This window comes from Ruegeria haliotis (genome assembly GCF_013377785.1).
Lineage (GTDB): Bacteria > Pseudomonadota > Alphaproteobacteria > Rhodobacterales > Rhodobacteraceae > Ruegeria > Ruegeria haliotis.
In genome coordinates this window covers 102773-116577 of record NZ_JABXWT010000007.1, presented here as the reverse complement: position 1 = coordinate 116577, position 13805 = coordinate 102773, and the positions used below count along the sequence as shown (strand labels likewise).

The following is a 13805-nucleotide window of genomic DNA, read 5'->3' as shown; positions in this document are numbered from 1 at the left end:
AATGTCCGACAACAGCGACAAGACCACTCATTTCGGGTTCGAAACCGTGCGCGAGGCCGAAAAAGCAGGCCGCGTGCAAGGCGTATTCAACTCGGTCGCCTCGAAATATGACGTGATGAACGATGTCATGTCGATGGGCATCCATCGTGTCTGGAAGGACGCGATGATGGACTGGCTGGCCCCCCGTCCCGGACAGCGGCTTCTGGACGTGGCCGGCGGCACCGGCGATATCTCGTTCCGGTTCCTGAAACGCGCGGGTCATGGCCACGCTACGGTTCTGGACCTGACCGAGCCGATGCTGATTGCAGGTCGCCAACGCGCCGAAGCCGATCAGATGGTCGACAGCCTGAACTGGGTGGTGGGCGATGCGATGGCCTTGCCGTTCGAGGACAACACGTTTGACGTCTATACTATATCCTTTGGCATCCGGAACGTGACCCGCCCGCAGGAAGCCCTGAATGAGGCGTTCCGCGTGCTCAAACCCGGCGGGCGCCTGATGGTGCTGGAATTCAGCCAGTTGCCCAACGACGGGCTGCAGAAACTCTATGACCTGTACAGTTTCAACGTGATCCCGCGCATGGGCAAGCTGATCGCCAACGACTATGACAGCTATCAGTATCTGGTCGAATCAATCCGCAAGTTCCCGGATCAAGATACCTTTCTGAACATGGTTCGCACGGCGGGTTTCGAAAACGCCAAATACCGCAATCTCAGCATGGGCATTGCCGCGCTACATTCCGGCTGGAAAATCTGATGCGCGGCCCTCACAACATCATCCGCCTGATCCGCACAGGCGCAACGCTCGAGCGCACGGGCGCCATGAACGTCGTGCTGGAAGCGTTCGAGGCGCCGCGGTCCCTGAGGTTCGTGGCACATGCGCTGGGAAAGCCGTTTCAGTGGCTGGGCTACAAGGGTGACCCCAACATGCCCCCCGCCACGCGTGCCCTGACGGCGTTGGGCCCGGCCTATATCAAGTTCGGTCAGGTGCTCTCAACACGGCCAGATGTGGTCGGCAATGAACTGGCCGAGCAATTGCGCGTGCTTCAGGACAAGCTGCCGCCTTTTTCGCGCACTGAAGCCATGGCAGAGGTCGAAAAAGAACTGGGCCAGCCAGTTACCGAGATGTTCTCGGACTTCAGCGAGCCGATCGCTGCGGCCTCTATTGCGCAAGTCCACAAAGCGAAACTGACCAGCACGGGCGAGGACGTGGCGGTCAAGGTTCTACGCCCCGGCATCGAACGCGCGTTTCGCAAGGACGTCGACGCATTTTATTTCGCGGCCCGTATCGTGCAGCTGTTTGCCCCCGGCGCGCGCCGCTTGCGCCCGATGGAGGTTATCGAACATTTCGACGGCGTCGTGCGCGGCGAGCTAGACTTGCGTCTGGAAAGTTCGGCCGCGTCCGAGTACGCCGCCAACACCAAGGACGATACCGGGTTTTGGCTACCGCCGGTTGTATGGTCACTGTCCGCACGCCGCGTGATGACGCTCAGCTGGGCGGATGGGATTGCACTTGGGAAAAACGCAGCGCTGGACGCGGCAGGACACAATCGCAGCGATCTGGCCGAGAGGGTCCTGCGCCTGTTCCTGATGCATGCTTTGCGCGATGGCTATTTCCACGCCGATATGCATCAGGGCAACCTGAAGGTCGCAGCCAACGGCGATATCATCGCCTACGACTACGGCATCATGGGCCATATCGACGAATATACCCGCCGGGTCTATGCCGAGATCCTCTTTGGCTTCATCCGACGCGACTACAAACGCGTGGCCGAGGTGCATTTCGAAGCTGGCTACGTCCCTGCCAACCAGGACGTCGACGAATTCGCCCGCGCCCTGCGCGCCGTGGGTGAGCCTATTTTTGGCATGAATGCCACCCATATCTCGATGGGCCGGTTGCTAAGCTATCTGTTCGAAGTGACCGAACGCTTTGGCATGGAAACCCGGACCGAGTTGATCCTGCTGCAACGCACAATGGTGGTGGTCGAAGGTGTGGCCCGCTCACTGGATCCGCATATGAACATCTGGGAAGTCGCCCGCCCGGTGGTTGAAGATTACATCAAGAAGTCCATCGGACCCCGCGCGGCATTGCGCGATTTCGGCAAGACTGCAATGGTCCTTGCCCGTTTTGGCCCACGCTTGCCCGCCTTGGTCGAAAACGCACTGATCGCGCAAACGCACAAGGATGAACCCCAGGGATCTGGATTTCTGCCCATGCTTCTGCCCGCGTCAGTCGGCGCAGCGGTCGGAGCAGCTGCGGTCCTTCTCGTCATAGCACTCAGCTAGAAGGCCGAGGGGGCAGACTGCCCCCTCTTTCCGTTCCGGTCAGAGCCGTTCGATCGCGATGGCAATCCCCTGACCGCCACCAATACACATGGTAATCAACGCTTTGGTCCCGCCAATGCGTTCGAGTTCATACAGCGCTTTCAGAGTGATGATCGCGCCGGTGGCGCCAACCGGGTGCCCCAGAGCGATCGCGCCACCATTCGGGTTTACACGCGCACCATCCAGCCCAAGTTCCTGATTGACCGCCAAAGCCTGCGCCGCAAATGCTTCATTGCTTTCGATGACGTCGAAATCCCCGACCGAGAGGCCAGTTTTCTCCAGCAGATTACGCACTGCCGGAACCGGACCAATCCCCATCACCTCGGGGCGGACGCCAGCATGGGCGTATCCAAGGATGCGCGCTTTTGGCTTCAACCCGGCCTTCTCGGCCGCAACCGCCGTCGCCAGAACCATCGCCGCCGCACCGTCGTTGATCCCTGAGGCGTTACCGGCCGTCACGCGCCCATCTTTCTTGAACACAGGCCGCAATCCGGCAAGCACCTCGGCGGTCGTGGCCTTGGGGTGCTCATCAACCTTGAAGTCGACCATATCCCGTTTGACTTTGACCTGCACCGGCGCGATCTGACTTTCGAAATAACCGGCCTCGATGGCAGCCGCCGCGCGGCTTTGGCTGGTCACGGCAAAGTCATCCATCTGCTCGCGGCTAATCTGGTGTTCATCCGCGACATTTTCGGCTGTGACGCCCATATGCCCCGTACCAAATGGACAATTCAGCGCGCCCAGCATCATGTCCAGCGAGGTCACATCCCCCATCTTCGCACCCCATCGCGCCTGAGGCACGATGTAGGGGCTGCGCGACATGCTTTCCGCACCGCCTGCCACCGCAAAGTCGGCATCACCCAATATCAGGGACTGAACCGCAGACACAATCGCTTGAGCGCCAGACCCGCACAGCCGGTTCACGTTCATCGCGGGCGTACCGTTCGGAATACCCGCCTGCATCGCGGCAACACGGGACAGGTACATGTCGCGCGGCTCGGTGTTGATCACATGACCGAATACAACATGCCCGATCTGAGCCCCCTCGACCCCCGACCGCTCGAGCGCGGCTTTGGTCGCTACAGTTGCCAGATCAATTGGCGCAGTCGATGCCAAGGCACCGCCAAATGTACCAATGGCGGTGCGGGCACCGTCCAAAATCACGATATCTGTCATGTCTCTCTCCTCATGGGCTTGGCGGCAGTATGCATCCGCAGCATTGGTCTGTCCCACAGGACGTTCCGTCACAGCCGGAATTGACAATTAGATGCTCAAAGTGCATGAGATTCCGTCATGACGGAAAACCCAGACGATATCCTGATACGCCTGCCAGCCCGCCTGAAAGAGGCGCGCCGGGCCAAGGGCCTGTCCCTTGAAGCTGTGGCCAACCTCAGTGGCGTGTCGCGGTCAATGGTCAGCCAGATCGAGCGCGGCGAAAGCAGCCCGACAATCTCGACCCTCTGGAACCTGACCCGCGCCTTGCAAGTGGATTTCGCCGGGCTGTTGGAAGAGGCCAACAACACGGACCAGATCGAAGTGCTGCGCCAGGCTGAGGTTCCCAGCATCGACAACATGGGTCAGAACTGCCGAATTCGCATCCTCTCCCCCCCGGAAGAGGCCGGGGGACATGAAGTCTACGATATCCAGTTCGACAAGGATGGAGCCCTGAACAGCCAGCCTCATGCACGCGGCGCGCGTGAACAGCTGACCGTTTTAGAGGGTTCGGTACGCATCACCTCAGGGTCGGCAGTTTCCGAACTAAACCAAGGTGACACTGCCCGATATGCCGCAGATATCGCGCATTCCATTTCCGCCAACGGCCCGGCCCGAGTGTTTCTGATCGTCAAGAACGCCTGATTCTGGCGAATTTCCGCCTTCACGGAAATTTTTCCTTCATACTGTAATTCCCCTATTTGGGAATTTTGTCCGTTATGTTAGATGTGCGACTCAGAGCAAGGAGATCGCCATGGCAGATGCATTCCTGTCCCACATCACGGACACCCTGACGCAGATCGAAGCAGAAGGCCTGTACAAACGTGAACGAATGATCACCTCGCCTCAGGGCGGTGAGATTACTGTGGGTGGTAAACAGGTCATCAATCTGTGCGCCAACAACTATCTGGGCCTTGCGGATCATCCTGCCCTGATTGACGCCGCAAAAGATGCGATGGAGCCCAAAGGGTTCGGCATGGCCTCGGTCCGGTTCATCTGCGGCACGCAAGATATTCACCGCGAGCTAGAACAGAAGCTGGCCAAGTTTCTGAACAAGGACGATTCGATCCTGTTCGCCGCCTGCTTCGACGCCAATGGTGGACTGTTTGAGCCATTGTTAGGGCCTGAAGACGCCATCATCTCGGATAGTCTGAACCATGCCTCGATCATCGACGGTGTGCGGCTGTGCAAGGCCAAGCGCTATCGCTATCTGAACAACGATATGAACGATCTTGAAGCGTGGCTGAAACAGGCGCGCGAAGACGGCGCGCGACATATCATGATCGCAACTGATGGCGTGTTCTCGATGGATGGTTATCTGGCCAACCTGCCGAAGATCCGGGAACTGGCTGACAAGTACGACGCCATTGTCATGGTGGACGACTGCCACGCCACCGGCTTTATGGGGCCGCACGGGGCGGGTACGCCGGATCATTTCGGCGTCGATGTGGAAATTCTGACGGGAACCTTGGGCAAGGCACTTGGGGGGGCAATCGGCGGTTATATCGCCGGGCCGCAGCCAGTGATCGACCTGCTGCGGCAGCGGGCGCGGCCCTATCTGTTCTCGAATTCGCTGCCGCCCTCCATCGTCGCCGCAGGTCTCGAGGCGATTCGGCTTGTCGAAGAAGGTGACATGTTGCGCGCGCAGCTATTCGGTAACGCCAAATACTGGCGTACGGGGTTGGAGGAGTTGGGGTTCGACCTGCTACCCGGCGAACATCCGATCATCCCTGTCATGCTGGGCGAGGCAACACTGGCGCAGGAAATGGCAACCAAACTGTTCGATGAAGGAGTCTATGTCTCGGGCTTTTTCTTCCCCGTGGTTCCCCGTGGGCAGGCGCGGATCAGAACCCAGATGAATGCGGCCCTGACACGGGATGAACTGGATCGGGCGCTGGCTGCCTTTGGCAAGGTTGGCAAAGAACTGGGGGTGATCTGATGCGCGCGAACACGATGAAGGCGCTGGAGAAATCAAAGCCTGAAGAAGGGCTTTGGATGGTTCAGGCACCGGTGCCCGAAATCAGCCCGGATGAGGTGCTGATCCGCATCAACAGAACCGGCATCTGCGGCACCGACATCCATATCTGGAACTGGGATGAGTGGGCGGCAGCGACAGTTCCTGTGCCAATGATCACCGGTCACGAATTCGCGGGTGAGATTGTCGAGGTCGGCCGCAATGTTACGGGCCTCGAAATCGGGCAGCGCTGCTCGGGCGAGGGGCATCTGATCACCACCGACAGTCGCCAAAGCCGCGCGGGCAAGTTCCATCTGGACCCCGGCACGCGCGGCATCGGTGTCAACGAACAGGGCGCGTTTGCCCAGTATCTGAAACTGCCCGCCTTCAACGTGGTGCCCCTGCCAGAAGATATCCCCGACGATATCGGAGCGATCCTCGATCCTTTGGGCAATGCGGTTCATACCGCGCTCAGCTTTGATCTGCTGGGCGAGGACGTGCTGATCACCGGCGCAGGCCCTATTGGAATAATGGCCGCTGCAGTGGCCCGCCATGCCGGGGCGCGGCATGTGGTGATCACCGATATCAACCCCGAACGGCTGAAACTGGCGCAGCACGTTGTACCCACATTGCGCGCAGTGGATGTCACATCCGAGGATCTGCAGGATGTCATCACCGAACTCGGCATGACGCAAGGGTTTGACGTCGGCCTGGAAATGTCCGGATCACAAGCCGCTCTGGACCAGATGGTCGAAGCGTTGGTGATGGGCGGCAAGATCGCCTTGCTGGGGATTCCCCCGGGCAAATCTCCGGTGGATTGGAGCCGTATCGTTTTCAAGGCGATCACCATCAAAGGCGTGTATGGCCGTGAAATGTTTGAGACGTGGTATAAGATGATTGCCATGTTGCAGAACGGATTGGACGTGTCCCGCGTGATCACGCACCGCTATGCCGTGGATGATTTCGCCCAAGGCTTCTCCGCGATGAAATCCGGGCTTTCCGGCAAGGTTGTACTGGACTGGACCTAACCTGCTGGATAGTTGCAAAATCTGCCTCTAAACAAGTGTGAAACCTGCGCAGGGGAGGCATGGGATGAGTGAATACGACAAGGACAAACGCCTGATAGAACGGGGCGTAGAAGAGACCTTGGTCACTGATTTTGCCGAGACTCATCGCCAAAGCTATGGTGATTTCCTACAGCTCAAGACTTTGCTGAACTTGCAAAAGACCTTTCAGGACCCTGCGCAACCGGATGAGATGCTGTTCATCATCATCCATCAGGTCAGCGAGCTGTGGTTGAAACTGATGCATCACCAACTTGTCGAGGTACGCCGGTTCCTGCAACAGGATGAATTTGGCCCGGCGATGAAAAACCTCGACCGGATCAAGGCAATCCAACGGCAATTGATCGCCGCCTGGGAAACGTTGCTGACCATGACACCGGCCGATTACATGACGTTTCGGCAGGCTCTGGGCAGTTCCTCGGGATTTCAAAGCTACGGCTACCGACAAATCGAGTTCATTCTCGGCAACAAGGATGCATCCACCCTGAAGGTGCACGAACATGATCCCGAAGTCATGGAAATGCTCAACGCCGCACTGAATAAGCCCTCGCTTTATGACGAGGTGTTGCACATGCTGGCGCGTCAGGGGTTCGATGTTCCGAAAGACCTGATCGATCGTGACTATACCCAACCCTATTCCGGCGACCCGCGTGTTGTGAAGATATGGGTTCAGGTGTTCCGCGACACGGAAGCGCATTGGGATCTCTATGCACTGGCTGAAAAGCTGATGGATGTCGAAAGCTTGTTTCAACGCTGGCGCTTTGATCATGCCACGGCGGTCGAGCGGGTCATTGGTATGCAACCCGGCACGGGTGGCTCCAGTGGCGTTGCATTCTTACGCAAGGCGCTGGAACTGCGGTTCTTCCACGACCTGTACGATGTGCGCACGGAACTGATGTATAGCGGGCAGGCCTAAGAAATGCTGTACCGGGGATTTTCACAACAAGAGCTGGAGCAGGAGTATTCACCCAGTTCCATGATCGGCGATGATCTGTCGCCCTATCTCGCCAGCTATGCGGCGCTCAGCGCGCAGGCGCGCGCGGGCCAGCCGGTTCATGAGAACTTGGCCTATGGCGACAGCCCCACGCAGGTGCTGGATTTCTTTCCCTCTGGCGATACAAATGCGCCGCTGCATCTGTTCATTCACGGGGGTTACTGGCAGGCGCTCAGCCAGCGCGAATCGGCAATGATGGCCCTGGCCGTCACCGAAAGCGGACAGGCGTTCGCCACCCTGAACTACACGCTCGCACCGGCGGCGCGGCTGGATCAGATGATGGTGGAATGCCGTCAGGCCCTGCTTTGGCTGGCGTCGCATGCAAGCACGCTGGGATTCGACACCTCACGAATCACCCTTTCAGGGCATAGCGCTGGCGCACATCTGGCGGCGATGATCATGGCGACATCAGCCGACATCTTCGCACACGCCGGGTTGCGGATACGCGAAGTGATCCTGATCAGCGGTATATTCGATCTGGAGCCCATCAGTCTGACATCGGCGAATGACCCGCTGCAATTGAGTCCGGTCGAGATTCACGATCTTTCACCGGGTCTACACCTGCCTGCCCCCGGCCCGCGGTACCGCGTGACAGTGGCCGAACGGGATACGGCCGAGTTTATTCGCCAAAGCCGGCACTATGCCGAATTGCTACGAAAAGCAGGGCATTCAGTCAGCTTTGATTTGCAAAAAGGGATGCACCACTTTGACATCATCCTGCACCCCGGAACTTTTTTACCTGACGGGTCTGGCTAAACCCGATCCAAACAAAAAACAGCGGCCCAAAGAGCCGCTGTTTTCAGTCTTTATGTCTTGTGTGATCAGTCCAGCGTACGCGTGACTTCTTCGCGTTCGAAGATCTCGATCACATCCTTCGGACGGATATCGTCGTAGTTCTCAAACGCCATACCGCATTCCTGACCCGACTGAACCTCGGACACTTCGTCCTTGAAGCGCTTCAGGGTTTTCAGCGTGCCTTCGTGGATCACCACGTTGTCGCGCAGCAGGCGCACACCAGCGGACCGGCGGGCGACACCTTCGGTGACCAGACAGCCTGCAACCTTGCCGACACCAGTAACCTTGAAGACTTCGCGGATCTCGGCGTAACCGATGAACTTTTCGCGGATCTCGGCACTCAGCAGACCCGATGCAGCGGCTTTCACGTCATCCACCAGATCGTAGATCACCGAGTAGTAGCGGATTTCCACACCCTTTTGGTTCGCCGTGTTCCGCGCCGAGGTATTGGCGCGCACGTTGAAACCAAAGACCGGGGCACCCGATGCTTCGGCCAGGCCGATATCGGTTTCCGTGATCGCACCAACGCCCGAGTGCAGCACGCGCACGCGCACCTCGTCGTTGCCGATTTTTTCCATCGCCTGAACGATAGCTTCGGCCGAGCCCTGAACGTCTGCTTTCATCAGAATAGGCAGCTCGGTGACGCTTTCGTCATCCTTGGCCTTCTGCATCAGCTGTTCAAGAGTTGTCGCGGCACCGGCAGCGGCACGTTTGTCCTTGGCGGCCTGCTCGCGGTACTCAGCGATTTCACGCGCCTGCGCTTCGGTCTCGGTCACGTTCAGAACGTCGCCCGCTTCGGGCGTCCCGTTCAGACCTAGAACTTCGACCGGAACCGACGGTCCGGCTTCTTTCACGCGCTCACCCTTGTCGTTGATCAACGCACGGACCTTACCGTACTGCTCACCCACAACAAAGATGTCGCCCTGGCGCAACGTGCCGTTCTGAATCAGAACGGTAGCGACGGGACCACGGCCCACATCCAGCTGCGCCTCGATCACAGCACCCTGTGCGGCGCGATTCGGGTTGGCTTTAAGTTCCAAAAGCTCGGATTGCAGCGCGATGGCTTCAAGCAGTTCACCCAGACCTTGACCGGTAATGGCCGAAACCTCAACGTCCTGAACTTCACCGGACATTTTCTCGACGATCACTTCGTGCTGCAGCAGATCGGTGCGCACCTTGTCCGGATTCGCATCTGGCTTGTCGATCTTGTTGATCGCCACGATCATCGGAACACCAGCGGCCTTGGCGTGGTTGATCGCTTCGATCGTCTGCGGCATGACCGCATCGTCGGCAGCCACCACCAGAACCACGATATCCGTCACCTGAGCTCCACGTGAGCGCATCGAGGTAAAGGCCGCGTGACCCGGCGTATCCAGGAAGGACAATGTTACACCATCGTCGGTCTGCACCTGATAAGCACCGATATGCTGAGTGATACCACCCGCCTCGCCAGCAACAACCCGTGCATCGCGAATCGCATCCAGCAGAGAGGTCTTACCGTGATCAACGTGACCCATGATGGTGATGACCGGCGGGCGCGACTGCAGATCTTTGTCGTCGTCTTCGGCTTCTTTGATGACATCCTCGACATCCGAATCAGAGACGCGGGTGACCTTGTGGCCAAATTCTTCGATGATCAGCTCGGCAGTATCAGCATCTATGGTCTGGTTCTGCGTGACCATCATGCCCATGTTCATCAGCGATTTGACGACATCAGCCACACGTTCAGCCATACGGTTGGCCAGCTCGGACACCACGATGGCCTCGGGCAGCTGTACGTCGCGGATAACCTTTTCACGCTCGACCGTCCCGCCCATCGCCTTTTGACGCGCACGTTCCTGCTTGCGCTTCATCGCGGCCATCGAGCGATGACGACTACCTTCACCACCAGTGGCCTGACCCAATGTCAGCTTACCCGAACGGCGGTTGTCGTCACGGCCCTTGCCACGATTGCCACGCTGTTCACGCTCGCGATCGTTCTTGCGCGGTGTGGCAGCGGGGGCCGGTTTGTTGGCCGGGCTGCGCGGCGCTGCCGCCTTGGGTTCTGTCGGTGCCGCAGGAGCAGCAGCACGTTGAGCTGCAATTTCAGCCTCTTTGCGCTTACGCTCTTCCTCTTCGGCCTTGGCGCGCGCGCGCTCTTCGGCTTCGCGTTGTTCGCGTTCCTTGGCCTCTTGCTCGGCACGGCGGCGGGCGCGCTCTTCTTCGCGCGCCTTTTCATGTGCCTCACGGGCTGCGGCCTCGTCGGCCTCGCGTGCCTTGGCGGCCTGCAACGCCTTCAGGCGGCGGCTCATCTCGGCATCGGAAATACCTGCGGGGCGACGCGACGGATCACCCGACGGCGTTGCACCACCACCCGGTTTGCCCGCGCCCGGCTTGGGGACCACCACGCGCTTGCGTTTGGTTTCCACCACGACATTCTTGGTCCGTCCGTGGCTGAAACTTTGTTTCACATTCCCGGGGCGTGCCCCACCACGAAGACCCAATGTCTTTTTGCCGTCACTATCGCTCATAAAGCTTCTTACCCTTCCGTGCGGCCCTTGCCGCCGTCATCCGTTTCGCGCAAGCCACGCAGGCGCTGCGCTTCCTCTACAACACGTTTGGCGAGTCCACCAGAGGCCAGCGCCGCATGAATCACGGTTTGGCGCCCAAATGCCTGTCCTAACTCGTCCGCGGTCAGCCAACCGATGTATTTGCCGAAGTGCGGCGTGCTCAGCTTGGACTTGCCGCGCCCCGACCCATCAGCAGCCTGAATCAGCACCTGTGCGTCTTCCCGGTCCAGCCACGTCTTGACCTTTTCATAGCCCGCAACCGCATCACCGGATTTGCGCGCCAGACTCAACAACTCGATCACACGACGCAACACCTGTCGCTCGACCTCACCAGCCAAATCCTGAGGCACAGTCACCTGCGCCTTGAACCCGCGCGCGAACAGCTTTTTGCCCACGGCCTTGTCCAGCGCAGACTTGTCCGCCGCAACATAGACACCACGCCCCGGCAATTTTGCCGCGACATCCGGATAGACCTGACCGTCCGGCCCCGTCACAAAGCGGATCAGCCCGTACTTTGGCTGAACCTCGCCCGTAGCGATGCACTTTCGCTCTGGTCCATCTGACCGATCCTTATGGACGCCACCGCGACCCATTTGCGCCACCCGAAGCCCGAGATCAGGCCTCGGCCTCCTCTTCAGTTGTTTCGTCGTCAATCTCTTCGTCGGCCTGCTCAAGCTCGGCCGGATCGACCCAGCCCAACATGATACGTGCGGTCATGACCAAATCTTGCGCCTCTTCCAGCGTGACACCGAGAGGCTCCAGAACACCGTCATCCTTGATGCGTTCACCATCGACCGTTGTCCAGCCACCGGCCAGTTCCCAGTCAGCGCAGGTGGCGAAGTCTTCCAACGTTTTGACGTCGTCCTTGGCCAATGCCTCTACCATCTGGGGTGTCAGACCTTCGAATTCAATAAGGCTGTCCTCGACGCCCAGAGCGCGCGCAGCATCCAAAGCCGCCTTGGCCTGTGCCTCCAGGTGTTCACGTGCACGGGTCTGCAGTTCCTGCGCGGTGCCTTCGTCAACACCGTCAATCACCAGCAGTTCGTCGAGCTCGACATAGGCAACCTCTTCGAGGTTGGTGAAGCCTTCGGACACCAGCAGCTGGGCGAAGAATTCGTCCAGATCCAGGCTGTCCATAAACAGACCGGTGCGGGCTTCAAATTCCTTCTGACGACGGGCCGATTCTTCAATCTCGGTCATGATGTCGATGTCCAGATTGGTCAGCTGGCTGGCCAGACGCACGTTCTGACCACGACGACCGATGGCAAGGCTCAACTGCTCCTCGGGAACGACAACCTCGATCTTGCCGGCTTCTTCGTCCAGAACCACCTTGGAAACCTCTGCAGGCTGCAGCGCATTCACCAAAAAGGTCGGTTGATCTTCGTTCCACGGAATGATGTCGATTTTCTCACCCTGCAGCTCGTTCACAACGGCCTGCACACGACTGCCGCGCATACCAACGCACGCCCCAACGGGGTCGATGGAACCGTCATAAGAAATAACGGCGATCTTGGCACGCGAACCGGGGTCACGGGCCACGGCCTTGACCTCGATGATGCCGTCATAGATTTCCGGCACTTCCATCTTGAACAGCTCGGCCATGAATTCAGGCGCGGTGCGCGACAGGAAGATCTGGTGGCCACGCACTTCGCGGCGCACTTCCTTGATATACGCGCGCACGCGGTCGTTCGGGCGATAGCTTTCGCGTCCGATCTTGTCGTTGCGACGCAGAACGGCCTCGGCCCCACCCAGATCGATGATGACGTTGCCAAACTCTTCGCGTTTGACGGCGCCGTTGATGATAGTACCTGCACGATCCTTGAAGTCTTCGTACTGACGATCACGCTCGGCCTCACGGACCTTTTGCAGAATCACCTGTTTCGCTGATTGCGCAGCGATGCGACCCATTTCGACAGGGGGAACCTCTTCGACGTAGACGTTGCCGACTTCGGGCGCTTCCATGTACTGGCGCGCCTGTTCGACAGTCATCTCGGCCTGATAGTTTTCCAGCTCTTCGTCGGTAACCACAGTGCGGACACGAGTGAAGGTCGCTTTGCCGGTTTTACGGTCGATCGACACCCGAATGTCCATCTCGGCCCCATAACGGCTCTTGGCAGCGCGAGCGAGCGATTCTTCCATCGCTTCGACAACCAGACCGGGGTCGATCATCTTTTCGCGGGCCACGGCCTCGGCGGTTTGCAACAGCTCCAGCTGGTTGGCTGAGGTAATTGCCATCAGTTCGTCTCCTCTTCGGACCCTTCGGTCTCAATCTCGTCGAAGGCGTTTTCATTCAGGGCGCCCGCATCTTTGCGTTGGCGCAGCATTTCTTTGATCAGGTCATCGGTCAGGACCAGCTTGGCGTCGCTCAGCCAGTCGAATTGCAGGCCGATTGTAATGATCTCGTCCCCTTCGGAGATGTTAATCAGAACCTCGTCGCCTTCGATCCCGGCCAGTTCGCCCTTAAAGCGGCGGCGGCCATCGATCAGTTCCGACGTCTCGATCTTGGCCTCATACCCCTCGAACATCTCAAAATCCTTGAGGCGAGTCAGAGGGCGGTCAATACCAGGGCTGGAAACTTCCAACGCGTAAGCATCGAGAATAGGGTCCTCGACATCCAGCGTGGCGCTGACCGCGTTCGAAATCTCGCCGCAATCATCGACTTCGATCCCGCCATCGGGTTTGTCGGCCATGATCTGCAGCGTCGTCTGCTTACCGCTCATCAAGCGGATGCGGACCAGCTCATACCCGAGATCTTCGATCACGGGGATGATGATCTCGGCCAGTCGCCGGTCGATGGCTGCTTTGGCTATCAGGTCGTTTGTCATCTGGTGCTCTACCCTTGTCCGGGCACAAAAAAACGGGCGCGCGGCCCGTCGAAATTTCCGGTGGAGCCCCGGACCAGAAGTCCGACGCGC

12 protein-coding genes are annotated in these 13805 nt (G+C 58.9%); 7 read left to right on the top strand and 5 right to left on the bottom strand.

Features of this window, described 5'->3' with window-relative positions:
• Position 1 precedes the first annotated feature (1 nt).
• A complete protein-coding gene (gene ubiE, locus HW561_RS13790; RefSeq protein WP_176865709.1) occupies positions 2-754 on the top strand; it encodes a bifunctional demethylmenaquinone methyltransferase/2-methoxy-6-polyprenyl-1,4-benzoquinol methylase UbiE in 753 nt (250 codons plus the stop codon).
• A complete protein-coding gene (gene ubiB, locus HW561_RS13785; RefSeq protein WP_176865707.1) occupies positions 754-2283 on the top strand; it encodes a 2-polyprenylphenol 6-hydroxylase in 1530 nt (509 codons plus the stop codon). The genes ubiE and ubiB overlap by 1 nt, the downstream gene beginning before the upstream one ends.
• A 39-nt stretch (positions 2284-2322) precedes the next feature.
• Here the strand turns inward: ubiB and HW561_RS13780 are convergent, their stop codons facing one another.
• Entirely contained in the window at positions 2323-3498 is a 1176-nt protein-coding gene (locus HW561_RS13780) for an acetyl-CoA C-acyltransferase family protein (RefSeq protein ID WP_176865705.1), read from the bottom strand.
• A 117-nt stretch (positions 3499-3615) separates the two neighbouring features.
• On the opposite strand from HW561_RS13780, the gene HW561_RS13775 reads away from it, so the two are divergent.
• From HW561_RS13775 to HW561_RS13755, 5 genes are all read left to right on the top strand, one after another.
• Positions 3616-4179, top strand: a complete 564-nt coding sequence (locus HW561_RS13775; protein ID WP_176865703.1) for a helix-turn-helix domain-containing protein — start codon at positions 3616-3618, stop codon at positions 4177-4179.
• Positions 4180-4288: 109 nt separating this feature from the next.
• On the top strand, positions 4289-5473 hold the full coding sequence (locus HW561_RS13770) for a glycine C-acetyltransferase (protein ID WP_176865701.1): 1185 nt from the start codon (positions 4289-4291) through the stop codon (positions 5471-5473).
• Positions 5474-5487: 14 nt separating this feature from the next.
• Positions 5488-6516 carry an L-threonine 3-dehydrogenase gene (gene tdh, locus HW561_RS13765; RefSeq protein ID WP_176865787.1) on the top strand — a complete coding sequence of 343 codons (1029 nt, stop codon included), beginning with the start codon at positions 5488-5490 and terminating at the stop codon, positions 6514-6516.
• 64 nt (positions 6517-6580) lie between these two features.
• Positions 6581-7468 carry a tryptophan 2,3-dioxygenase gene (locus tag HW561_RS13760; protein ID WP_176865699.1) on the top strand — a complete coding sequence of 296 codons (888 nt, stop codon included), beginning with the start codon at positions 6581-6583 and terminating at the stop codon, positions 7466-7468.
• Positions 7469-7471: 3 nt separating this feature from the next.
• The gene (locus HW561_RS13755) at positions 7472-8302 is read left to right on the top strand and encodes an alpha/beta hydrolase (protein WP_176865697.1); all 831 of its coding nucleotides are present in this window, start codon (positions 7472-7474) and stop codon (positions 8300-8302) included.
• Positions 8303-8367: 65 nt separating this feature from the next.
• Here HW561_RS13755 and infB read toward each other — a convergent pair whose 3' ends face one another.
• Genes infB through rimP form a run of 4 tightly spaced genes read right to left on the bottom strand, consistent with a single transcriptional unit; the run spans position 8368 to position 13715 of the window.
• Complete coding sequence (gene infB / locus HW561_RS13750) at positions 8368-10851, bottom strand: translation initiation factor IF-2 (RefSeq protein ID WP_176865695.1); 2484 nt, start codon at positions 10849-10851, stop codon at positions 8368-8370.
• Positions 10852-10859: 8 nt separating this feature from the next.
• Positions 10860-11483, bottom strand: a complete 624-nt coding sequence (locus tag HW561_RS13745; RefSeq protein WP_176865693.1) for an RNA-binding protein — start codon at positions 11481-11483, stop codon at positions 10860-10862.
• 22 nt (positions 11484-11505) lie between these two features.
• Positions 11506-13125, bottom strand: coding sequence for a transcription termination factor NusA (gene nusA / locus HW561_RS13740; RefSeq protein WP_176865691.1), 1620 nt, complete (start codon positions 13123-13125; stop codon positions 11506-11508).
• Positions 13125-13715, bottom strand: coding sequence for a ribosome maturation factor RimP (gene rimP, locus HW561_RS13735; protein ID WP_176865689.1), 591 nt, complete (start codon positions 13713-13715; stop codon positions 13125-13127). Before rimP ends, nusA begins: the two co-directional genes overlap by 1 nt.
• Positions 13716-13805 lie beyond the last annotated feature (90 nt).